The sequence below is a fragment of the Pseudomonas sp. MPR-R2A5 genome, assembly GCF_058793055.1.
Genome location: NZ_JBXAFK010000070.1, coordinates 1 through 20,895 on the forward strand (window position 1 = coordinate 1; position 20,895 = coordinate 20,895).

A 20,895-nucleotide genomic window follows, 5' to 3' on the forward strand; every position below is an offset into this window, starting at 1 on the left:
GCATGCGGGCTTGCCCTAATGCCGTTTCAGTTAAGCGTACATCGCCTTCTGTAGGAGCAAGCTTGCTCGCGAAAAACGTCAACGATAACGCGTGTTTCCTGAATGAACGCGGTGCCTGTGAGTTCTTCGCGAGCAAGCTCGCTCCTACAAAAAAGCCTTAACTGAACGGTGTTAGGGCAAGCCCGCTTGTTCAGGGGCGCGCCAACGTTGTGTAGATACCTCGCAAAACTCAGCGGGGGCTGAGGGCCGCTGGTTTTTTCAGCACATGGGCCATGCCCACCGTGCTGAGATACACCACGCTGCCTGGGTTTGGCGCTTGCAGGCCCGAGCTGCGCACCAGGATGGCCTGGCCAGGCGCGTCCTCGCCCGGTTGCAACGCCACGGTCAGGGTGCAGGTATTGCCGCCGAATTCGCGCTCGGTGACCACGCCACGGCAGCCGGATTCGTCGGTGGTACTCAGGTGCAGTTGCTCGGGGCGCAGCATGATCTGTGCCGCACCGTGATTGGCCTGGCTGTCGACCGGCACGCGACCCAACGCACAGTGAGCCCTGCCCGCCTCAATCCGCGCGGGCATGACCACGGCTTCGCCGAGAAATAACGCGGTTTGTTCGTCCACGGGGTACTGATAAAGGTTCATCGGATGACCCGATTGCACCAGGCGCCCCTGGCGCATCACCGCCAACTGGTCGGCGAACGACAGCGCCTCACTCTGATCATGGGTGACCAGGATCGTGGTGATGTTCGCATCACTCAGCAACCGCGCCACCATCTTGCGCATGGCCGAGCGCAGGCCGGTGTCCAGCGCGGAAAACGGTTCATCCAGCAGCATCAGCCGGGGCTGTTGCGCCAAGGCCCGCGCCAGCGCCACGCGCTGCTGTTGGCCGCCGGACAGCTCGTGGGGCCAGCGCCGGGCCATGTTGGCGTCGAGGGCCACGCTGTCCATCAGTTCGGCGATGCGTTCGTGCCGTGCAGCGTGCTTGGCCGCGAGGCCGAAGCCAATGTTGTCGGCGACAGTCATGTGCGGGAACAACGCACCATCCTGCGGCACATAACCGATCTGGCGCTGGTGGGCCGGCACGGCGTGGATGTCGTCGACCAGCACCTGGCCGTTCAGGGTCAGGCTGCCGCTGTCGGGGAATTCAAAGCCGGCAATCATCCGCAGCAAGGTGGTCTTGCCGGAGCCGGAAGGCCCGACGATCACCGTGCGGCTGCCGTTGGGCACCGCCAGGCTGACGTCGGCCAAGGCTGCTTGGGTGCCGAAGGTTTTGCAAAGAGCAGTGAGTTCGAGGGCGTTCATCGGCCGGCCGTGCGTTTGGATTGGTGGTAGAGGAGGCCGGTCAACGGCAGTGAGAGCAGGATCATGATCAACGCGTAAGGCGCGGCGGCGGCGTAGTCGATCTCGCTGGTCATCGCCCAGAAACCGGTGGCCAGGGTGCGCGTGCCGTTGGGCGCGAGCAACAGGGTGGCGGTCAGCTCGTTGGTGATCGCCAGGAACACCAGCGCCGCTCCTGCAGCGGCGGCCGGGGCCGCCAGGCGCATCGTAATCAGCCACAGGGCGCGGCCCGGCGAGCGGCCAAGGCTGCGCGCCATGTTTTCCAGTTCCACCGGCGCCTGGGCGATGCCCGCACGCAGGCTCACCAGCGCCCGTGGCAGGAACATCAGCAGGTAGGCGAGCAGCACGGTGATCGTCGTCTGGTAGATTGGCCGGGCGAAGTGGATGGTCACCGTGACCAGCGCCAGTGCCACGACAATGCCCGGCAACGAACTGGTGATGTAGTTGCAGCTTTCCAGGATGCGTTGCAGGCGCCCCGGCGCACGAATCGACAGCCAGGCAATCGGTACCGCCGCGCAGGTGGTCAACACCGCACCGGCAATGCCCAGTAGCACGGTTTGCTCCAGCGCCGGCAGCAGCTCGCTGAACTGCCAGACCTCACGCCCACCGGCGACCAGCCATTTGCCCAGGGTGACCAGCGGCACGCCGAGGGCCAATGCACAGGTTGCGGCTTGCAAGCCGAGGGAGAGCATGCGGGTGACGGCGCTCAGCCGCACGATGCGTTGCTCACGGGCACTGCCGGAACCGACCCGGGCATAACGTGCATGGCCGCGCGAGGCGGATTCGACGGTGAGCATCGCCAGGCAACACAGGGCCAGCACCGCCGCGAGCATATTGGCCGCCGGGCCGTTGAAGGTGGACTTGAACTGATCGAAAATCGCCGTGGTGAAGGTGTCGAAGCGGATCATCGCGTACAGGCCATATTCTGCCAACAGATGCAGGCCGACCAACAGCGCACCGCCGCAGATCGCCAGGCGCAACTGCGGCAACACCACCCGCCGGAACACCGCCCAGGGCTTGAGGCCCAGGGATTCGGCCACGTCTTCAATCGCAGGGTCCAGCCGGCGCAGGGTCGCCGCCACCGGCAGGTACAGAAACGGGAAATAGGCGATCACCGACACCAGCACACCGGCCGGCAGTCCATGGATCGACGGCACCAGGCTGACCCACGCGTAACTGTGCACAAACGCCGGCACTGCCAGCGGCGCGACCGCCAGCAACGACCAGGCACGGCGGCCGGGCAGGTCGGTGCGCTCGGTCAACCACGCGAGCCCGACGCCCAATACGATGCACAACGGCAAGGTGAACAGCACCAGCAGCACTGTGTTCGTCAGCAACTCGCCGACGCGAGGGCGCCATACCAGCGCTTCGATTTGCGCCCAGCCGATTTGCCACGACACGCCGATCACAAACGCAATCGGCAGCAGCGCCAACAACGAAACCAGTACCGACAAACTGGTGACCCACGTGCCCCCACGGCTTTTGAACAGTCCGTGGGGGCGTTTGCGTAGCTGCGCGTGGGCGATGCCGGGTATCGACGATTCAGGCAACAATCAGAGCAGTCCGGCCTGGGTCATCAGCTCGACAGCCTTTTTGCTGTTGAGTTTCGACGCGTCGACCTTAGGTGCATCCAGTTGCGCCAGTGGCATCAGTTTGGGGTTGGATTGGGCGTTCTGGCCGACCGCGTATTCGAACGAATTGCCGTCCTTGAGGATCGCCTGGCCGTCTTTGCCGGTGATCCACTTCAAGAAGGCCTGGGCCTGTTCCTGATGCTTGCTGGAGGCCAGGACACCGGCACCGGAGATGCTCACAAACGCGCCCGGGTCCTGGTGCTTGAAGTAGTGCAGCTGGGTGTTCTTGCTGTTTTCACCGGTCTTGGATTGGTCGACGAAGCTGTAATAGTGATAGATCACACCGCTGTCGACCTGGCCGGCGTTGACGGCCTTGAGCACGGCGCTGTTGCCTCGGTAGATGCTCGCGTTGGCCTTCATTGCCTTGAGCCAGTCGAGGGTCGCGGCTTCGCCCTTGAGTTCAAGCACGGCGGCGACGATGGCCTGGAAGTCGGCACCGGCCGGTGAAGCGGCCCAGCGGCCTTTCCAGCTTGGCGAAGCCAGGTCCAGCAGGGATTTAGGCAGGTCGCCCTCTTTCAGTTTGCTCGGGTTGTACACGAACACGGTGGAGCGCGCAGCGATGCCCACCCATTTGCCATGAGCCGGGCGGTAGGCGGCGTCCACCTGTTGCAGGGTGGTCGGCGCGACCGGCGCGAACAGGCCTGCGTTGTCCACCAGCACCATGGCCGGGGAGTTTTCGGTGAGGAACACATCCGCCGGAGAGGCCGCGCCTTCCTGCACGAGCTGGTTACCCATCTCGGTGTCGTCGCCATTGCGGATCGTCACCGGAATCCCGGTTTCCTGGGTGAACCCTTCGACCCAGGCCTTGGTGAGGCTTTCATGCTGGGCGTTGTAGACCACGATGCCGACCGGCTCGCTGGCGGCATACACATGCCCGGCGCTGACCAGGGCGGTGGCCAGCAGGGCTTTTTTGACGAACGAAGGAAGGCGGGTGGTCATGCGGTGAGCGCTCCGGGTTTGTATGGCGACACGGGAAATCCGCTAGAGGTCGATTGAGACGAAACCAATAGGAATCATTTGCATGTTTAGGCGCGGCGAATGTAGAGCCGGGAATGAGAAAAAAACGTCAAAAAAATGTGATAAACGGGTCGCGAGCGCACGGGGTTGAAGGTGGTCGAAGCATTTTGGGTGGCCAATCATCAGCTATTGACGTGGGGAGCGATTGCCTACCTCTTTTATCTTGGTGTTACCCCATTCAAGAAAGCTGCTGGCACTGTAGACGTCGACTGACCGACCGCCATCGGGGGCAAGCCCCCTCCCACAGTTTGAGGCGGTCAATGTGGGAGGGGGCTTGCCCCCGATGACGGAGGGTCAGTTGATACCTGTATGACTGACACACGGCTATCGGGGGCAAGCCTCCTCCCACATTTATCCTGCATTCCTACCGCCGACCTGTGCGGGTACTCACATCCACCCACACCGCCAGCACCAGGATGCTGCCCTTCACAATCATCTGCCAATAACTGTCCACATCCAGCATCGACATGCCGTTATCCAGGCTGGTGATCACCAGCGCCCCGAGCAGCGCGCCATACACCGTGCCCGAGCCGCCGCGCATGGATGTACCGCCGATGAAGCACGCAGCGATGGCGTCGAGTTCGCCCATATTGCCCGCCGACGGTGAGCCCGCCGCGAGGCGCGCGGTGTTGACCAGGCCGGCGAGGGCGCACATCACGCCCATGATCCCGAAGATCCACAGTTTCACCGCCTGCACATTGATACCTGACAGGCGCGTGGCTTCCATGTTGCTGCCCACCGCATACACGCGGCGGCCGAACACGGTCTGGCTGGTGACGTAGCTGAACACGCCAAGCAGCACCAGCAACAGCAGCACCGGCACGGGAATGCCGTCGTAGCTGTTGAGGGTGGTGACGAACCCAGCCAGCACCGCGCCGATCACCACCACGCGCAGTACGTCCCGCACCAGCGAGTGCGCGGCCAACCCGTGCAGTGCGCGGTTGCGCCGTTGTTTCCAGGTCAAGAACAGGGTCAGGGCAAACAGCAGGACCCCAAGGCCAAGCCCCACCGAATGCGGCAAATACCCCTGGCCCACATACACCAGCGATGGCGACACCGGCGCAATGGTGGTGCCGCCGGTAATCCCCAGCAGAATCCCGCGAAACGTCAACATGCCACCCAGGCCAACGATAAACGACGGGATGCGCAGGTAGGCGGTCATGTAGCCGTTGGCCAAACCGATCATCAAGCCACACAGCGCCACCAGGCTGAGGTTGGCCAGCAACGGCATGTGATAGACCACATCCAGGATCGCCGCGAGCCCGCCGAGCAAGCCGAGCAATGAGCCCACCGACAAATCGATCTCCCCGCTGATGATCACCAGCACCATGCCGCAGGCCAGGATCCCGGTGATCGACATCTGCCGCAGCAGGTTGGACAGGTTGCGCGGAGTGAGGAAACCGCCCTCGGTCTGCCAGCTGAAAAACAGCCAGATAAACGCCACGGCGATCACCAGGGCGAGCATTTTGTAGCGGGTAAACAGCTGTTTGACCTGATTCATCTACGCGGTTTTCCGATCGTTATTATTGTTTTGGCTGAGCGCGGCGGCGAGCACCTGTTCCTGGGTGAGCCCCTCGTTGATGAAGTCGCCCCGCAACTGGCCGTCGCCGATCACCAGCACGCGGTTGGACACGCCGAGCACTTCGGCCAGCTCCGACGAGACCATGATGATCGATACACCTTCGGCCGCCAGCGCGCCCATCAGTTTGTAGATCTCATACTTGGCCCCCACATCCACCCCGCGTGTGGGCTCGTCGAGGATCAGCACCTTGGGCTTGGCCATCAGCATTTTCGCCAGCACGGCTTTTTGCTGGTTGCCGCCGGACAGGCTGGTGATCGGCAAGAACGGGCTGGCCGTCTTGAGGTGCATGCGCGCGATCTGTTGGTCGATGCTGCCCAGTTCGGCCTCGGCGTCGATACGGGTCAGGTGCGCATAGGTGTCGAGTACCGCCAGGGTGATGTTCTGGCCCACGCCCAGGTCGGGAATGATGCCTTGGCGCTTGCGGTCCTCGGGCACCATGCACAGCCCGGCGCGGATCGATTTAAGCGGTGTGCGCGTGTCGATCAGTTGGCCGTCCAGCCACACCTCGGCGCTGTAGCGGCCGGGGTAGGCGCCGAACAGCGCCGACACCAGCTCCGTGCGCCCGGCGCCCACCAAGCCGGCGATGCCGAGGATTTCGCCGCGCTTGAGCACGAAGGAAATATCGTCGACGCGTTTGCGCTTGGGGTTGTCGACGTCGTAGCAAGTCACGTGGCGCGCCTCGAAGATCACCTCGCCCACGGCATGGGGCTCGGTGGGGTAGAGGTTGCTCATCTCGCGTCCGACCATCTGCGTGATGATGCGCGGGATATCCATATCGGCCATGGCGGTGGTCGCGATGTGTTTGCCGTCGCGAATCACTGAGATGGTGTCGCACACCGCCGCCACTTCATCGAGTTTGTGGGAGATGTACACGCAGGCCACGCCCTTGGCCTTGAGGTCGCGGATGATGTCGAGCAGCACCTCGATCTCAGAGCGGGTCAGGGCCGAAGAGGGCTCGTCGAGGATCAACAAGCGCGCCTTTTTGTTCAGGGCCTTGGCGATTTCCACCAGTTGCTGGTAGCCGCCGCCGTACTGCGACACCGGCAGCGCGACGTTCATGTCCGGCACCTTGAGTTCGCGCATCAACGCTTCGGCGCGGTGCAGCATCGCCGGGTAGTTCATGCGCCCGCCGGGCAAGGTCAGCTCGTGGCCCATGAAGATGTTCTCGGCCACCGACAGGTCGGGCACCAGGGTCAGTTCCTGGTGGATGATGACGATACCGGCGGCCTCGGTTTCGCTGATGGACTGGGCCTTGAGCGGTTGCCCGTCCCAGAGGATTTCACCCTCCCAGGTGCCGTGCGGATAGACGGCCGACAGCACCTTCATCAAGGTCGACTTGCCGGCACCGTTCTCACCGCACAGGCCGACACATTCCCCCGGCCGCACCTTGATATCGATGCCGTTCAGCGCGTGGACACCGCCAAAGGTTTTGACGATGCCGTTCATTTGCAGCAGGTAGTCGGACATGACCATGGCTCACACAAAAGGCCGAAGAAACGCGGGTTCCCGTAGGAGCGAGCTTGCTCGCGAAGAACCCGAGGACACCGCGTTCATCCTCAATGCCCGCGTTATCGTTGACGTTTTTCGCGGGCAAGCCCGCTCCTACTGGCCAATCTGCTCTTTGGTATAGAACCCGTCCTTTTCCAACAGGTCGATATTCGCCTTGGTCAGCGGGGTCGGGGTGAGCAGGATGGTGTCGACTTTCTTGCTGCCATTGTCGTACTGCGAGCTGTACGTCGGTTTCTCGTTACGCGCCAACTGCACCGAGAGCTTGGCGGCTTCGGTGGCGATCAGCTTGAGCGGCTTGTACACGGTCATGGTCTGGGTGCCGTCGATCACGCGCTTGACCGCCGCGAGGTCGGCGTCCTGGCCCGAGATCGGCACCTTGCCCGCCAGCTTCTGCGCGGCCAGGGCCTGGATCGCACCGCCGGCGGTAGCGTCGTTGGAGGCGACGATGGCGTCGATCTTGTTGTTGTTCCGGGTCAGGGCGTTTTCGACGATGCTCAGGGCTTCGGTAGGGTTCCATTCCTTGACCCACTGCTGGCCGACAATCTTGATGTCGCCCTTGTCGATGGCCGGTTGCAGCACTTTCATCTGGCCTTCGCGCAGCACCTTGGCGTTGTTGTCGGTGGGCGCGCCGCCGAGCAGGAAGTAATTGCCCTTGGGCGCCGCTTGCAGCACGCCGCTGGCCTGCATCTCGCCGACTTTTTCGTTATCGAAGGAGATATACGCGTCGATGTCGGCGTTGAGGATCAGGCGGTCATAGGACACCACCTTGATCCCGGCTTTCTTGGCCTCGGCCACGGCGTTGGTCAACACGGTGGCGTTGAACGGCACGATCACGATCACGTCGACGCCACGGGAGATCAGGTTTTCGATCTGGGAAATCTGCTTCTGCTCATTGGCATCGGCAGACTGCACGAAGACCTTGGCATCGAGTTTTTCCGCCGCGGCAACGAAGTAGTCACGGTCACGGGACCAGCGCTCCAGGCGCAGGTCGTCGATGGAAAAACCGATTTTCGGGTGGGCAGAGTCAGCCATCACCGGCAGGGCGAGCAGGGCCAGGGCGGTGGCGAGCAGGGTACGTTTGAATGACTTCATGGTGGTGCGTCCTTTTATTGTTGTTGGAAAGACACAGCGTGATGCGGGTAGAACTGTAGAGCGTCCTTCGACGCTCCGTGCACAGATTTGTCGCGCAAATGTCACCGATAAATAAACCGGTTGACCACTCCCTCCAGCATCTCTTGCCGACCACTCACGGCCTGTGGGTTCAGTTCATGGGCAAACGCATGTTCGGCCAGCGATTCCAGGCTGAACTCACCGGCCAGCACGGCTTGGCCCAGCGGCTGCTGCCAACCGGCATAACGCTGGTCCTTGAATTGCTGCAACTGGTCGTTCTGCACCATGGCCGCCGCACGTTCCAGCGCCAGGGCGAGTACATCCATGGCGGCGACATGCCCGTGGAACAAGTCCACCTCGTCCAGGCTCTGGCGGCGCACCTTGGAGTCAAAGTTATAGCCGCCATTCTTGAACCCGCCAGCCTTGAGGATTTCATACGTGGCCAGGGTCATTTCCTCGACGCTATTGGGGAACTGGTCAGTGTCCCAACCGTTCTGCGGGTCGCCGCGGTTGGCGTCGATGCTGCCGAAGATCCCCAGGGACACGGCGGTGGCGATCTCATGATGAAAACTGTGCCCGGCCAGGGTCGCGTGGTTGGCCTCGATATTCACCTTGATCTCATGTTCCAGCCCGTACTCATGCAAAAAGCCGAACACCGTGGCGCTGTCGTAATCGTACTGGTGCTTGGTCGGCTCCTGGGGCTTGGGCTCGATCAGCAGGTCGCCCTTGAAGCCGATCTTGTGCTTGTGCTCCACCACCATGCGCATAAAGCGCCCGAGCTGTTCGCGCTCGCGCTTGAGGTCGGTGTTGAGCAGGGTTTCATACCCTTCACGGCCGCCCCAGAGTACGTAGTTGGCACCCTTGAGCCGCAGGGTAGCGTTCATCGCGCTGAACACCTGGGCGGCAGCGTAGGCAAACACTTCAGGGTCGGGGTTGCTCGCTGCGCCAGCGGCAAAGCGCGGGTTGCTGAAGCAATTGGCGGTGCCCCACAGCAGCTTGATACCGGTTTGTTCCTGATGGCGCTCCAGGTGGTCGACCATCTGCGCGAAGTGGTTGCGGTACTCCTTGAGCGAGCTGCCTTCCGGCGCCACATCGGTGTCGTGGAAGCTGTAGTAGTCGATGCCCAGCTTGGAGAAAAACTCAAAGGCCGCGTCAGCCTTGCCGATGGCCACTTCCATCGGCTCACCGCTGCGTTGCCACGGGCGCTTGAAGGTGCCCATGCCAAACATATCCGCCCCCGGCCACACAAAGGTGTGCCAGTAACAGGCGGCCATGCGCAGGTGCTCGCGCATCGGTTTGCCGAGGATCAGCTTGTTCGCGTCGTAATGGCGGAAGGCGAGGGGAGAGTCGCTGGCAGGGCCTTCGAAGCGCACCTGATCGACACCGGGGAAGTACGGCATGGGCGTGTTCCTTATTGTTCTTGGCGATGTCTGGATACTAGCAACGGCACCTGGGCTGCTGATTATGAAAATCACCAAGGTGTAGTGCGATTTTGAGTGGCGAGGGCTAGTCTGTTACCACTGGCCCCCGGATAAAAACAATGAAAACCCTACCGCCCGTCCACCGCATCGCCCTGTTGTTCAACGGCAGCAAAATCTACGACCGTGGCATCATCGCCGGCATCGGCAACTACCTGAGCAGCACGCGCGCGTCCTGGGATTTGTTCCTGGAAGAGGATTTCCTCTGTCGCCTGCGCGGCATCGAGCGCTGGCAGGGTGACGGCATCATTGCCGATTTCGATGACCCGCTGATCGGCGAGGCATTGGCCGATTGCAAACTGCCGGTGGTGGCCGTGGGCGGCTCTTATGAAGATGCGCGCGCCTACCCCAAGGGCATTCCCTACGTCGCCACCGATAACCATGCCTTGATGAAGCTGGCCTATGAGCATTTGATCGAGGCCGGGTTGACCCGCTTTGCCTGTTTCAGCCTGCCCGAAGCCCAGGCCAATCGCTGGGCCCAGGAGCGCGAAAAAGCCTTTCGCCGCCTGCTGCAACGCGATGGCCTGCACGTCGAGGTCTATCGTGGCCTGGGGACCAGTGCGCCGTTGTGGGACAGCGCGGTGGAGCAGCAGATCGCCTGGCTGCACAGCCTGCCCAAACCGATTGGCATCATCGCCGTCACCGACGCCCGCGCGCGGCAGTTGCTGCAGGCCTGCCTCACGGCCGGGATCGCGGTGCCGGAGGAGGTGGCGCTGATCGGCATCGACAACGATCCGCTGACCCGCACCCTGACGCGGGTGCCGCTCAGTTCGGTGATCCAGGGCACCGAGACCATGGGGCGTACCGCCGCCGCGCTGCTGCATCAGATGCTGCACGGCAAACCCTGCGTGGGCACGCAGATTCTGGTACCGCCGGAGGCGATCAATGTGCAGGCTTCCAGCGTGCATCAACCCTTGGGTAATCCGTATGTGATGCAGGCGCTGCTGTTTATCCGGCAGTACGCCTGCCAAGGCATCAAGACCGCGCAGGTGGCGGCCTATGTCGGTGTGTCGCGCTCATCCCTGGAAGCGCATTTTCGCAAGGCGCGTGGTTGCAGCGTGCATGACGAGATCCTGCGCTTCAAACTCGCGGCCGCTGCCAAGGGCCTGGAAAGCCACGAACTGGCGATTGCCGATATTGCCGCCAAGTGTGGCTTCAAGTCGGCGCAGTACCTGCACACGGTGTTTCGCCGCGAGTTCGGCTGTACGCCGCGCGAGTACCAGCAGGGCTAAAAAAGTAACCCCAGCAAGGAGGCTTTGACGGCTGCTTCTGCTTTGTTGCTGGCCTGGAGTTTGCGCATGGCGTTGACCAGATGAAACTTCACGGTCCGTGTGTCGATGTTGAGGATCATGCTGATCTCGACATAGGTTTTGCCCAGGGCCGTCCACCTCAAGGTCTCTTTTTCCCGTGCGGTCAGGGCCCGGTGGATGTCTGGCAAGCACTTTTCGGAAAAGAAGCGCGTCATCGATTCGTGTGCCAACTGCGTCAGCCAGATCAACTTGTTCTCGATGTGCTCGAGTTCCGTGGTCGAGATGTATTCACTGGAGCGCGACACCGAGAGCAATCCAATCGCGTTAGGGCCGCGTTGCGACGACAAGCACCAACCATGATTAAGCTGGTAATGGCGCGCTTCCTCCCAGAAGGCCAGGTGTTGCTGCTGTTGGGCGGCGGACCAGTGCAGCGGGATGGAGCGGGTCAGGCCATGGGCGACTGTGGGGTCTTGGGAGAAGTAGTTTTCGCTGACGTACTTCTGTTCCCACGAGCGGGGGTAGTTGGAAATCAGTACATATTGCGAAGCGCTCGACGGCAATGGAACTTTTAATCCATAAGAGCAGAATTCGAAGCCTAAGTTGGACGTTATCGTGTGCAGTTTATTGAAGAGTTCATGTTCGGTCGCGCAGTCGGACACGGCCTCTATTAATGTTTCGCGCCATTCTTTCACCAATAATACCTTCCGTGGTCAACGCCCCTGATGCTGGGAGGCGGGAGCGGATTATACAGGCTCTGCGGGTGATGAAGGGCGTGCGGTTGCGGGGTATCGAGTTGCCTGAAAAAGTCGGCAACACCGCATTCGACGTGGGACGCAGGTGAAATGAAGTCAGTAGTCGGCGCATTAAGCTTGATTATTTATTAGTACGGCAGTACTAGAAAGTCGGTTTTTGACCCGTAAGTTCTGCCTGGGCGACGAGGGCTTCGATCGACCTGCCCATTTGGGCAGCTACTCACACAGTGATGGGTTTGTTGTACTTGCTTAATCATATTGGCTGGCTGGGTAGTTGGCATGCTTACGGCAATAACAGGGACGGTTGGCGAACTTTTGCCAGGGATGGCACGCGCGTTGGCTAACTATCGGTACGAAGTATTCGTTAAAACATTGGGTTGGCCGTTACATTGCGAGGAGGGTATTGAACTGGATGCGTTTGATCGTCCAGATACTGTCTATGTAGTGGCCTGTGATCGTGATCGCGAAATATTTGGTTGTGCCCGACTGCTTCCCACTAATGGGCCGTATTTGTTGGGGGAAGTTTTTCCGCATTTGATGGGTGCAAGTTCCCTGCCTTTTTCGCCGGGTATCTGGGAGCTTTCCCGGTTTGCCATCAGCCAGCCCAAGGGCCAGGTATTAACTGCCGCGCAAGCTTGGAAAAACACCGTGACGCTGGTCCGGGAAGTCATTGATGTTGCGCGCTCCAAGGGCGCTTTTCGATTGATCGCGTTCAGTGCGGTAGGCAATGAGCGTTTGCTCAAGCGGATGGGCGTCAATACCCGCCGGATTTCACCGCCACACCTGATCGATAACCAGAGCGTTGTGCCTTTCTGGATCGAGATCGACGACCAAACCACCCGTGCCTTATGCCTGGCCGCCTGAACACCCATGCCACGCAGGTGGGACGAGAATATCGATGAGCAGAGTCATAGGTTTGGCCGCGTGCGACTGGTATGCCTTGCAGCATCTGGACCAGCAGGTGTCGGTGGTGGGGCGCACGCAGCAACAGATTGAACAGCGCGTGATAGCAGCCTGCGAGCATTCGGCCACCGAACATAACATCCCGGTGGCGTGGCAAGACGAACACGGTAACCTCGTTGCCTTTTGCATTGTGCATTTCGATCGGCGCGCCACGATCAATGGGGTGGGCACTGCCTATTTTTCAACCCTGATCGCGTTACCCCAGGCAAGCGCCTTGCAGGCGCTGATGCACAGTTCAATCGACTATATAAACAGCTCGCGGTTGTTGCCCCGGCAGGTGACTGAGTTGGTCGGCCCCATCCACAGTTCATTCCTGATTGAGCGCGGGCTGCGTACGTTCGAGTCCGACTTTAATGTGTTTTCATTGCCCGCCAATACGCTGGCACTCGCGGATGCAATGACCGAGGCGGGTTTCCACAAAGAAAAAGACCTGATCGAGATTGTCTTTGAACCGCCTGCCCAGGGTTATCAATACCAGGCCTTGGAAGACAAACTCACGCAACGATTGGCCGATATCCAGTTTGTTCATTGTGGCCAGGATGAGCTGGTCGCCAAGAGTCAGCAATTGGCCGACTGTTATAACCGCGCCTGGGAACGCAACTGGGGTTATAGCCCGGCGTCGAAAGGGCAGTTTGAAGTGGCGGCGCGCAATATCAATAATATTTCTGCGTTGATCGCCGAGCGGCACGGTGAAGTGGTCGGTTTCACTATGTTTGCACCCGCCTTGAATCAACAGGGGTTATATGGCCGGGCGTTTTTCACCGGTGTCGCGCCGGCTTATCAACGCAAGGGATTGTCGGTTGCGCTCACGCTGAAGTTATCCGCGATTGCATTAAGTGTGGTTGGACGCGGACGCATCAGTGTGTCCTGGATGCTCGAAGATAACATCATGGTACTGCGCACCATGCGCCACCTGACTCAAGAGGGTGTTTGCCATGAACGCGCTTATCGAATTTATAGATATGCCACGCCGGCTGAATGAGAGTGTTATGCGCATAGATGACGTCGCCTTCAAATCGAAAGAGTTGGGTTATTACACCTACTTCCCTAAAGTGCGTTCGGCCTGTGGTCGCGACATGACCCTCGCCGACGGGCGCACGCTGTTGAACTTTGCGTCGTGTGATTACTTGGGGTTGTCCAATAACGAACGTATGAAAGAGTCGGCCATCGCGGCCATTCGCGAGTACGGTTCGAACATCGGCGGGCCGATGATTTTCAGTGGTTTTACTGAGTACCACGAGCGCTTGCAAAACCGTTACCGTGATTTGTTCGGTGGTCGCACCACGCTGATGTTTACCACTTCGTACCAAGCGAACTTCGGGGTGATCCCCTTGGCCGCTGAGCGTGCCGATCTGATTTTGCTGGACAAGCTGTCCCATGTCTCGATCTGGGACGGCGTGAAGCTATCGGGTTGCCCGTTCAGGGCCTACAGCCACGGCGACGTGGAGATGCTCGGGCAGTTGGTGCAGCTCAACCAGGACAAGAAAATCCTGATCATCAGCGACGGCGTGTTCTCCGCCGACGGGGATGTGGCCGATCTTGCCGCCATCGTGGCGTTGAAGCAGGTGCATCCGCAACTCGAAATCTACATCGACGATGCACACGGTGTGGGGATGTTGGGCGACTCCGGTCAGGGCGCCTGTGAGTCGGCGGGGGTCGCCGCGCAGGTTGACTACATTGTCGGCACCATGAGCAAGGCGTTCGGCTCTTCCGGTGGGTTCGTGGTGTTCAAGGACGAGGCGTTCGCCGAACGGGTGCGGTTCCGTTGCCCGACCTATAACGCTTCGCGCTCGGTGTCGCCGGGTGTCGCTTCGGCATCGTGCACCGCGCTCGAGATCAATGCCACGCAGGGCGCCGAACGCCGCCAGGCGCTGGCTGAACTGACACGCTACACCCACGAACAACTGAGCGCCCTGGGCGTGGACAAACTCAGCTCGCGGACGGCGGTGATTCCCGTGGTGTTCAAGGACCCGATGGAGGCCGCACGGGTCAATGCCGAGCTGGTTGACCAAGGCATCATGGGGTCGCTGTTTGTGCCGCCCTTCGTACCCAACCATCAGTCCCGGATCAGGCTGTGCCTGACGTACAACCACACGGTGGCCGATGTGGATTACTGCATTACAGCCCTGCGCAGCGTGATCTGAGACCGCCGTCGGTTCCCCAATGCCAGCGGGCGCCTGCGTCCGCTGTTTAATCCGTCAACGAAGTGGTAATGAAATGGTTCAGGTGGCTTCGGCTCTGTTGGGCATCGTGCTTTTCTATTTTGTGTTGTGTAAAGGCCTGGGACTGTTGGTGCTCAACCGAGGCGTGCGGGTGAACTACACACGAAAAGTCGGGCACTTTGCGATGTTCCTGCTGCCCAGCCTGTTTTTCGCCTTGTTCAATATTCAAAGCACCCATGAGCGCTTGCTGCTGTCGATGGTGTCGACTGCCATCCTGTTCCTGGCGATGTGTGGATGGTCTCGTCGTCGGTCCCTCACCGCCCAACATATGTTTGCCAGTATTGATCGCCCGGAAGACTCGCCGCACACCCTTTCCTGGTTGGTGAGCCAGACCGTGGCGGGGTTGTTCGTGCTGTGGGTGACCCAGTATTGCTGGTTGGCGCTCGGGGTACCGGTGGAGTTGATATACATCACGATCCTGGCCACCACCTTCGGTGACGGGCTGGCAGAGCCGGTGGGTGTCCGTTTTGGTAAGCACGAGTACGTTGCGAAAGGCTTTTTTGTCGATAAGAAATTCAAGCGAACCCTTGAAGGCTCGGCCACTGTGTTTGTGATGTCGATGGTGTTTTGCGTGGCATTCGAGCAGTACTTTTCAGCGGGACAGTTTTTCCTGCTCTGCGCCGTGTTCCCACTTGCACTGACGCTGACGGAAGCCAAATCCCCGCACACCTGGGATACGCCGTTTCTGTTCCTGGTCGGTAACGCCATCGTGACGGGGGTGTACCTGCTGTGATTTATCTGATTCGCCATGCCTCACCCAAGGTCGACTATTCGCGCTGCGGTGCCGCACTGGCCAAAGTCCGCCTGGATGAATACAACCACACCGCCCTGATCGAAGAAGACGAAATCAGCGGCTTCTTGAACCGTACGCCGTTGTCGCAGCCGCTATTGAGCGCCGAGGCCACCATCTTGTCTTCACCCGTCAACCGGGCCTATGCCACGGCGTGCCGGTTGTTCGATGCGCAGCGTGTCCAGCGGGACAGCCGCTTGCACGAGTACGACCTGCGCTTGAGCGCCATTCCCTGGGTGACGATGGGCTTGCGGCAATGGTTCGCCCTGCATCGGGTGGCCTGGCTGCTGGGCATTTCATTGGGCGCGGCCTCCCGCAAGGACGAGTACCGTCGAGCGGCCGCGGTCGCCGACGAGCTCTATGCCGCCAGCACCGAGGCGGGCAAGACCGTGGTCGTCGTGTCCCACGGCATGTTCCTGCGATCGGTGCGCCAGCGCCTGCAAAAGCAGGGTATGCAGGCGCATACGGTTTATCGCTCAGGGTGTTTCACGGTCGAAACCTTAACCCCATGAAAGGGATTGCGTGCACGTGAAGAAGATACTGCTGTTAGGCGCCAGTGGGTTTATCGGACGAGGGGTCTACGAACGCCTTGACCCATTGCCGGGGATTGACGTTATCCGCCATTCGCGTTCGCCCAGGGCGGGGTACACGGCGTGCGAAATCGGCTCGCCGGCATTCGATAAGCTGGTCGACGAGAGTGATTGCATTGTCAATTGCACCGGCATCGGGCTTAGCCGCCTGGGCACGGCGGGCGCCAGTAACAAAGCCCTTACCGAGCAGATACTGGCCGCGATCAAACCCGGTGCCACGGGCAAGAAACCATTCTTTCATTTGAGCAGCGTCAAAGCCCACAACCCAGAGCAACGAGTGGATGCCTACGCCGATGACAAGTACGCGGCCGAGCAGGTGATTCACCTCAATAGCGACAAAGTGCAGGGCGTGATATTGCGCGTGCCGACGGTACTGGGGCGGCATGACAAGAACCTGCTGCCGATGATTTCGATGTGCCGGTTGAAGCTGCTGCCGAAGGTCACCGGCCAACTTCCGGCCCTGCATGTGATTGGGGTGGAGAGTATTGCCACCTGCATTATCCAATGGTTGGTGCGCGTGCCTGACCCGGCACTGCACACGTATTACCTGCTCAGTGACCGCACGGTGACGTACAACGATCTGGTGGGCGAAGTGTATGCCCGCTTGCAACCACTGGCGCGCAGTGCCCGGTTACGTTCGGTCAGTGTGCGCGGGTTGGCCAAGGTCTACAAAGTGCTGACGTTCATGGACCGGTTCAGGCGCGGGCGCAAGCTGTTTCCATGGGCGCGCTTCAATGATCTGTTTGTCTGCCCTTGGCACATCGAAAGCGGTGTAGACGTGATCCAGACCCCGCTCAGGGTGTCGGCGTTGATAGGAGACTACTTTGAAAACGCTCAGGGTTGATGTGGCGTTAAGCCTGCTGACGCCGTTGGCATGTGCATCGGCGGTCCTCGTGTATTACGCCGGCCTGACATTCGTGGTGCCAATCATCATGGCCAGTGTCCTGCTGCTGGCAGAGCTGTATTTTCTCCAGGAAACCGACAGCGACAGCACCTTCGATAAAGGCATCAAGAGCGGCTTCATGGTGTCCTGTGCCATATCGATCGTCATGTTGTTGCAGTTGCTGATGCGCAGCGATGTGCTGTTGCACCTTGTCGGCTCGTTGCTGATTGCCGGTGGGATCGGTTTGCGTGCCCATGGAAAGATCGTCCTGGGGCGGCACTTTTCCCACTCGCTGCGGGTCCTTGCCGATCATCAGTTGGTCAAGGTCGGCGCCTTCAAATATATCCGGCATCCGGCGTATCTGGGCACGTTGCTGATCGTGACCGGCTTTGCCTTGTACACGAGTATCTACGCGGCACTGGTCATCTTTTTTTTGGCACTTGCGTTGATTCTCAAGCGCGTGAGTCAAGAGGAGAAAATGCTGCTGGGGTATTTCGGTGCCGCCTACAGGCAGTACCAGTTCGATAGTTTCAAAGTTATCCCGTTTGTTATCTGACTCGGTTATTTAAAAGGAGCGTTTATGAACACTGTGCATGAAGCAAAAATCAAGCAGATCGTCGCCAAGGTATTGGGGGTCAATGCCGAGGAGATTCGCAACCACGAAAACTTTGTCGAGGCGTATGGTGCCGATTCAATGTCAGGCATAGAAATCCTGGCGGGGATCGAGGGGGCTTTCCAGGTGCGCGTCGATGAAGCCTATCTGCCGCAGATCATCAGTGTGGATTCCATTCTCGGGTTTATCCACGAGACCTTGCCTGCGGCCGAGTGTGCATGATGAACGCCGACAAGGGCAGGAGGGTGGTGGTCACGGGGCTGGGGCCGGTCAGTCCGATCGGCATCGGCAAAGCCGCGTTTTTCCAGGCGTTGAAAGCCGGGGTCAATGGCTCGGCGCCGCTTTGCAAAATCGACACCGACCGGTTCGAGCGCAAATACGGCTGTGAAGTGAAAGCGCCGGTCGGCCCCTTGATCCCGAATTTTGCCGCCTTCGCGCACGCCGGGGCTGCCAGCCATTTTGCCCTTGCCGCCACTGAACTGGCGCTGGCCGACGCGGGTATCGAGCGCGCCGCAATTCGCGGCCAGCGCGTCAATTGTTATTTCGGCACCACCTATGGCGAGTCTGATCGGATCGACAGCATGGTGACGGCCATGGCCGACCCCCAGTCGGACCCACAGCCGTCAGTCGACCCGGTGTTTGCCTCTGAAATCAGCCGTGATGTGCTCAGGTCAATCGGTTCGACCGGTGAGTCACTCACCATCGGCAACGCCTGCTCGGCCAGCAACACCGCGCTGATCTTTGGCTACGAGGCTATCCAGGCCGGGGACTGCGATATTGCCGTGTGCGGTGGCAGTGACGCGGTCTACAAGGCCACCTTCGCCACCTTCCATCGCTTGGGCAGCATGACCGACAAAGACTGCACGCCGTTCAATACCGGGCGTAAAGGCGTGCTGACCGCCGAAGGTGGCAGTGCCCTGGTGCTTGAGGATTACGAGCGGGCGCTGCGTCGGGGCGCGCCGATCTATGGGGAAGTGCTGGGGTTTTCGATGAACTGCGATGCCGACCATATGGTCAGGCTCAATCACCAGCGTGTCGGCGAGTGTCTGCAGGCCGCGTTGGCCAAGGCGGCAGTGGCGCCGGCTGAGGTGGGGTATATCTGTGCCCACGGTACTGGCACCGTGGCCAATGACAGCAACGAATACCAGGCCATCGAAGCGGTCTTCGGCGCGTCGCCGCCGCCGGTGAGTTCGATCAAGTCCATGATGGGCCACAGCATGGGCGCCGCGGCCGGCTTTGGCGCGATTGCCTGCATGCTGGCGTTGAGCGAGGGGCTGCCGCCGACGATCAATGTCACCGAGCAGGACCCGCACATCCCTCTTGATGTGGTTGCCCAGGGGTTCCGGGCGGGCAAGGTCGATGTGGTGGTCAACAACGCTTTCGCTTTTGGCGGGAATAATTCAATTCTGGTATTCGGTAATTTGAAATGACGGGCGACGCTATCGTTGGATTGATCCTGCGTGATTGGGTCATGTTGCAAATGCCCGGTGAGTTCGAGCACGGCGGCGTCGAATTGAACCGGGGCACCCGGCCTGCGTGGGACTTGGCCGCTGGCGAGCTGGTAGGCGGGCGTGAGCTGAAGAACTTCGACCGCCAAGCCTTGTTGCTGCTGGCGGCGATGGCGCTGGTCAACGATGACAACCACGGTGACACCCTGGTGCGCTCGGCCCTTATCGGTGCGACGGCCAATGGCTCCATCGACAGCGTCATTCAGTTGATCAAGGAATCCAACGACAACCGCTTTGCCTTTCAGGTCAACCCGGCGCAGATCCCCAATACCGTGATCAATTCGTCGTTGGGTCAATTGGCGATCAAATACGGCATCAAGGGCGCGAACGTCTCGTTGTGCGCAAAGGAGCTGAGTTTCTACAACGCCTTGGTTCAAGCCTTGAGGATTGCCCGGCGCGGCGACTCGGAGCGTCTCTACGCCACCGCGCTGGAAACCTTCAGCGGTGAGTTTGGCAAGCGCTACCTGCGCGCGATTGAACGGCCCGCCGAAGAACGGCCGGACACCGCGGCGGTGTTCAGCTTCGAGGCCAGTACCGACACGCAGGCGCCCGGGCTCGTCGTGCGCGCTTGTGTCACCGGGCGACTGCTCGCCGCCGACCCGGCCAGCCTGGGCGCGCTGATACGCGGGTGTCTGGCAGGGCAGGGCGTTGAACCGGCGGAGTGGCGCGTGAGCCTGGCCGCACCGGATGCCTGGCCGGCGACCTGCGTGGTGTTGAGCAATGCCCTGGGTATGCCGGTCGACAGGCTGGACCGGGCCAAGGCACTGAGTTTGTCCCTGGTCGGCGCCTATCAATTGGCGCACCTGGCCAAAAGCATTCCGGCGCAAGGCGGTGGGGTGATGGCCTGTGTGGATGAAGAAGGTTTTTATGGCGTTGCACTGATTCAGCGTAACGCTTTTCAAGCGGCTGCGTTAACCGCGCCCAATCATTCGAGTCAAGCGGGTAGCTTATGATTGCGTTAGCCAGGGGGCTGTTGGTGTTGGTGTTGATCGTGTTGAGCTTTCCGTTCCTGTGCCTCTACATGTTGATCAACCCCTCGAAGAATAGAAACCTCTACGTGGCCTGTCGGGCCTACGCGGTGATCAATAAGATCTTCTCGGTGCGCGTGGATGTACGTGGTTTTGACAGCATCCCCACGACGCGTCCGTATATCTACGTGGCCAACCACCAATGCAACTATGACGTGTTGATCGTGGCGCAGGCGCTCAACCCCGGCACCGTGATCGTGGGTAAGAAATCCCTCAAGTGGTTGCCGCTGGTAGGGCAGTTGTATTGGCTGACCGGCAGCCTGTTCATTGATCGCAACAGCCCACGGGCGTCCATCCAGAGTTTGCGCAAGATCGCCAAGCGGGTTGTGGCCGACAATACATCGCTGTGGATCTTCCCCGAAGGCACGCGAAACCATGGCGGCCAGATGCTGCCGTTCAAGACCGGGGCCTTTCGGATTGCCAAGGATATGGGGGTGGGGATCATTCCCGTCACGATCAGCCCGGCGGTCAATCATATTGCCTACAACGCCTTGCGCAGTACCCACGTCAGCATCGTCGCCCACCCGCCCATCGAAGCCGATGAGGTGGCAGCGATGAGCGCCAAGCAGCTGGCCAATCACGCCCGCGAGATTATCAACAACGCGCTGCCTGTGGTTCAGCCATAGCGAGCCGCGG

General features: G+C 60.3%; 20 protein-coding genes. 12 read left to right on the forward strand and 8 right to left on the reverse strand.

Going from position 1 to position 20,895, the window contains the following annotated elements:
- Positions 1 to 229 precede the first annotated feature (229 nt).
- The 7 genes from AC1Q6I_RS32030 to xylA all read right to left on the reverse strand — a co-directional run bounded on the left by AC1Q6I_RS32030 (position 230) and on the right by xylA (position 9,582).
- Positions 230 to 1,297, reverse strand: a complete 1,068-nt coding sequence (locus tag AC1Q6I_RS32030; protein ID WP_102624904.1) for an ABC transporter ATP-binding protein — start codon at positions 1,295 to 1,297, stop codon at positions 230 to 232.
- The gene (locus AC1Q6I_RS32035; RefSeq protein ID WP_102624910.1) at positions 1,294 to 2,868 is read right to left on the reverse strand and encodes an ABC transporter permease; all 1,575 of its coding nucleotides are present in this window, start codon (positions 2,866 to 2,868) and stop codon (positions 1,294 to 1,296) included. The genes AC1Q6I_RS32030 and AC1Q6I_RS32035 overlap by 4 nt, the downstream gene beginning before the upstream one ends.
- Before the next feature lie 18 nt (positions 2,869 to 2,886).
- The gene (locus tag AC1Q6I_RS32040) at positions 2,887 to 3,903 is read right to left on the reverse strand and encodes an iron ABC transporter substrate-binding protein (protein WP_102624905.1); all 1,017 of its coding nucleotides are present in this window, start codon (positions 3,901 to 3,903) and stop codon (positions 2,887 to 2,889) included.
- Positions 3,904 to 4,345: 442 nt separating this feature from the next.
- Complete coding sequence (locus AC1Q6I_RS32045) at positions 4,346 to 5,482, reverse strand: sugar ABC transporter permease (protein ID WP_102624906.1); 1,137 nt, start codon at positions 5,480 to 5,482, stop codon at positions 4,346 to 4,348.
- A complete protein-coding gene (xylG, locus tag AC1Q6I_RS32050; protein WP_041161155.1) occupies positions 5,483 to 7,030 on the reverse strand; it encodes a D-xylose ABC transporter ATP-binding protein in 1,548 nt (515 codons plus the stop codon).
- A 135-nt stretch (positions 7,031 to 7,165) separates the two neighbouring features.
- On the reverse strand, positions 7,166 to 8,164 hold the full coding sequence (gene xylF / locus AC1Q6I_RS32055; protein WP_024074738.1) for a D-xylose ABC transporter substrate-binding protein: 999 nt from the start codon (positions 8,162 to 8,164) through the stop codon (positions 7,166 to 7,168).
- Positions 8,165 to 8,265: 101 nt separating this feature from the next.
- A complete protein-coding gene (gene xylA / locus AC1Q6I_RS32060; protein WP_024074739.1) occupies positions 8,266 to 9,582 on the reverse strand; it encodes a xylose isomerase in 1,317 nt (438 codons plus the stop codon).
- 140 nt (positions 9,583 to 9,722) lie between these two features.
- Here xylA and AC1Q6I_RS32065 point away from each other — a divergent pair, with 140 nt between their 5' ends.
- Complete coding sequence (locus tag AC1Q6I_RS32065) at positions 9,723 to 10,892, forward strand: XylR family transcriptional regulator (protein WP_102624907.1); 1,170 nt, start codon at positions 9,723 to 9,725, stop codon at positions 10,890 to 10,892.
- Here AC1Q6I_RS32065 and AC1Q6I_RS32070 read toward each other — a convergent pair.
- Positions 10,889 to 11,602 (reverse strand): autoinducer binding domain-containing protein, encoded by a 714-nt coding sequence (locus AC1Q6I_RS32070; protein ID WP_024074741.1) that lies wholly within the window; start codon positions 11,600 to 11,602, stop codon positions 10,889 to 10,891. The genes AC1Q6I_RS32065 and AC1Q6I_RS32070 overlap by 4 nt on opposite strands.
- Before the next feature lie 339 nt (positions 11,603 to 11,941).
- Between AC1Q6I_RS32070 and AC1Q6I_RS32075 the strand changes: the two genes are divergently transcribed.
- The 11 genes from AC1Q6I_RS32075 to AC1Q6I_RS32125 all read left to right on the forward strand — a co-directional run bounded on the left by AC1Q6I_RS32075 (position 11,942) and on the right by AC1Q6I_RS32125 (position 20,885).
- Positions 11,942 to 12,526: an acyl-homoserine-lactone synthase gene (locus AC1Q6I_RS32075; protein ID WP_069075719.1), complete on the forward strand. Its 585-nt coding sequence runs from the start codon at positions 11,942 to 11,944 to the stop codon at positions 12,524 to 12,526.
- A gap of 76 nt (positions 12,527 to 12,602) precedes the next feature.
- Positions 12,603 to 13,607, forward strand: coding sequence for a GNAT family N-acetyltransferase (locus AC1Q6I_RS32080; protein WP_158244441.1), 1,005 nt, complete (start codon positions 12,603 to 12,605; stop codon positions 13,605 to 13,607).
- Between the two features lie 7 nt (positions 13,608 to 13,614).
- Positions 13,615 to 14,769, forward strand: a complete 1,155-nt coding sequence (locus AC1Q6I_RS32085; RefSeq protein ID WP_024074744.1) for an aminotransferase class I/II-fold pyridoxal phosphate-dependent enzyme — start codon at positions 13,615 to 13,617, stop codon at positions 14,767 to 14,769.
- Positions 14,770 to 14,851: 82 nt separating this feature from the next.
- The gene (locus AC1Q6I_RS32090) at positions 14,852 to 15,580 is read left to right on the forward strand and encodes a diacylglycerol/polyprenol kinase family protein (protein ID WP_144113499.1); all 729 of its coding nucleotides are present in this window, start codon (positions 14,852 to 14,854) and stop codon (positions 15,578 to 15,580) included.
- Positions 15,577 to 16,149: a histidine phosphatase family protein gene (locus tag AC1Q6I_RS32095; protein WP_024074746.1), complete on the forward strand. Its 573-nt coding sequence runs from the start codon at positions 15,577 to 15,579 to the stop codon at positions 16,147 to 16,149. Before AC1Q6I_RS32090 ends, AC1Q6I_RS32095 begins: the two co-directional genes overlap by 4 nt.
- A 16-nt stretch (positions 16,150 to 16,165) precedes the next feature.
- Positions 16,166 to 17,071 carry an NAD-dependent epimerase/dehydratase family protein gene (locus tag AC1Q6I_RS32100; RefSeq protein ID WP_143036954.1) on the forward strand — a complete coding sequence of 302 codons (906 nt, stop codon included), beginning with the start codon at positions 16,166 to 16,168 and terminating at the stop codon, positions 17,069 to 17,071.
- Positions 17,052 to 17,666, forward strand: coding sequence for a methyltransferase family protein (locus AC1Q6I_RS32105; protein ID WP_143036953.1), 615 nt, complete (start codon positions 17,052 to 17,054; stop codon positions 17,664 to 17,666). The genes AC1Q6I_RS32100 and AC1Q6I_RS32105 overlap by 20 nt, the downstream gene beginning before the upstream one ends.
- A gap of 24 nt (positions 17,667 to 17,690) precedes the next feature.
- On the forward strand, positions 17,691 to 17,945 hold the full coding sequence (locus AC1Q6I_RS32110; protein WP_024074749.1) for an acyl carrier protein: 255 nt from the start codon (positions 17,691 to 17,693) through the stop codon (positions 17,943 to 17,945).
- Positions 17,942 to 19,153, forward strand: coding sequence for a beta-ketoacyl-[acyl-carrier-protein] synthase family protein (locus AC1Q6I_RS32115; protein WP_081730323.1), 1,212 nt, complete (start codon positions 17,942 to 17,944; stop codon positions 19,151 to 19,153). The genes AC1Q6I_RS32110 and AC1Q6I_RS32115 overlap by 4 nt, the downstream gene beginning before the upstream one ends.
- Positions 19,150 to 20,184 carry a beta-ketoacyl-[acyl-carrier-protein] synthase family protein gene (locus tag AC1Q6I_RS32120; protein ID WP_102624909.1) on the forward strand — a complete coding sequence of 345 codons (1,035 nt, stop codon included), beginning with the start codon at positions 19,150 to 19,152 and terminating at the stop codon, positions 20,182 to 20,184. Before AC1Q6I_RS32115 ends, AC1Q6I_RS32120 begins: the two co-directional genes overlap by 4 nt.
- A complete protein-coding gene (locus AC1Q6I_RS32125) occupies positions 20,181 to 20,885 on the forward strand; it encodes a lysophospholipid acyltransferase family protein (RefSeq protein WP_024074752.1) in 705 nt (234 codons plus the stop codon). Before AC1Q6I_RS32120 ends, AC1Q6I_RS32125 begins: the two co-directional genes overlap by 4 nt.
- Positions 20,886 to 20,895 lie beyond the last annotated feature (10 nt).

What these genes read in the sequence shown, in the direction of transcription:
- AC1Q6I_RS32065 (WP_102624907.1), top strand. Translation starts at nt 9,723, where the DNA reads ATGAAAACCCTACCGCCCGTCCACCGCATCGCCCTGTTGTTCAACGGC.
- AC1Q6I_RS32030 (WP_102624904.1), bottom strand. Translation starts at nt 1,297, where the DNA reads ATGAACGCCCTCGAACTCACTGCTCTTTGCAAAACCTTCGGCACCCAA.
- AC1Q6I_RS32085 (WP_024074744.1), top strand. Translation starts at nt 13,615, where the DNA reads ATGCGCATAGATGACGTCGCCTTCAAATCGAAAGAGTTGGGTTATTAC.
- AC1Q6I_RS32075 (WP_069075719.1), top strand. Translation starts at nt 11,942, where the DNA reads ATGCTTACGGCAATAACAGGGACGGTTGGCGAACTTTTGCCAGGGATG.
- AC1Q6I_RS32045 (WP_102624906.1), bottom strand. Translation starts at nt 5,482, where the DNA reads ATGAATCAGGTCAAACAGCTGTTTACCCGCTACAAAATGCTCGCCCTG.
- AC1Q6I_RS32120 (WP_102624909.1), top strand. Translation starts at nt 19,150, where the DNA reads ATGACGGGCGACGCTATCGTTGGATTGATCCTGCGTGATTGGGTCATG.
- xylF (WP_024074738.1), bottom strand. Translation starts at nt 8,164, where the DNA reads ATGAAGTCATTCAAACGTACCCTGCTCGCCACCGCCCTGGCCCTGCTC.
- AC1Q6I_RS32125 (WP_024074752.1), top strand. Translation starts at nt 20,181, where the DNA reads ATGATTGCGTTAGCCAGGGGGCTGTTGGTGTTGGTGTTGATCGTGTTG.
- xylG (WP_041161155.1), bottom strand. Translation starts at nt 7,030, where the DNA reads ATGTCCGACTACCTGCTGCAAATGAACGGCATCGTCAAAACCTTTGGC.
- AC1Q6I_RS32115 (WP_081730323.1), top strand. Translation starts at nt 17,942, where the DNA reads ATGATGAACGCCGACAAGGGCAGGAGGGTGGTGGTCACGGGGCTGGGG.
- AC1Q6I_RS32110 (WP_024074749.1), top strand. Translation starts at nt 17,691, where the DNA reads ATGAACACTGTGCATGAAGCAAAAATCAAGCAGATCGTCGCCAAGGTA.
- xylA (WP_024074739.1), bottom strand. Translation starts at nt 9,582, where the DNA reads ATGCCGTACTTCCCCGGTGTCGATCAGGTGCGCTTCGAAGGCCCTGCC.
- AC1Q6I_RS32040 (WP_102624905.1), bottom strand. Translation starts at nt 3,903, where the DNA reads ATGACCACCCGCCTTCCTTCGTTCGTCAAAAAAGCCCTGCTGGCCACC.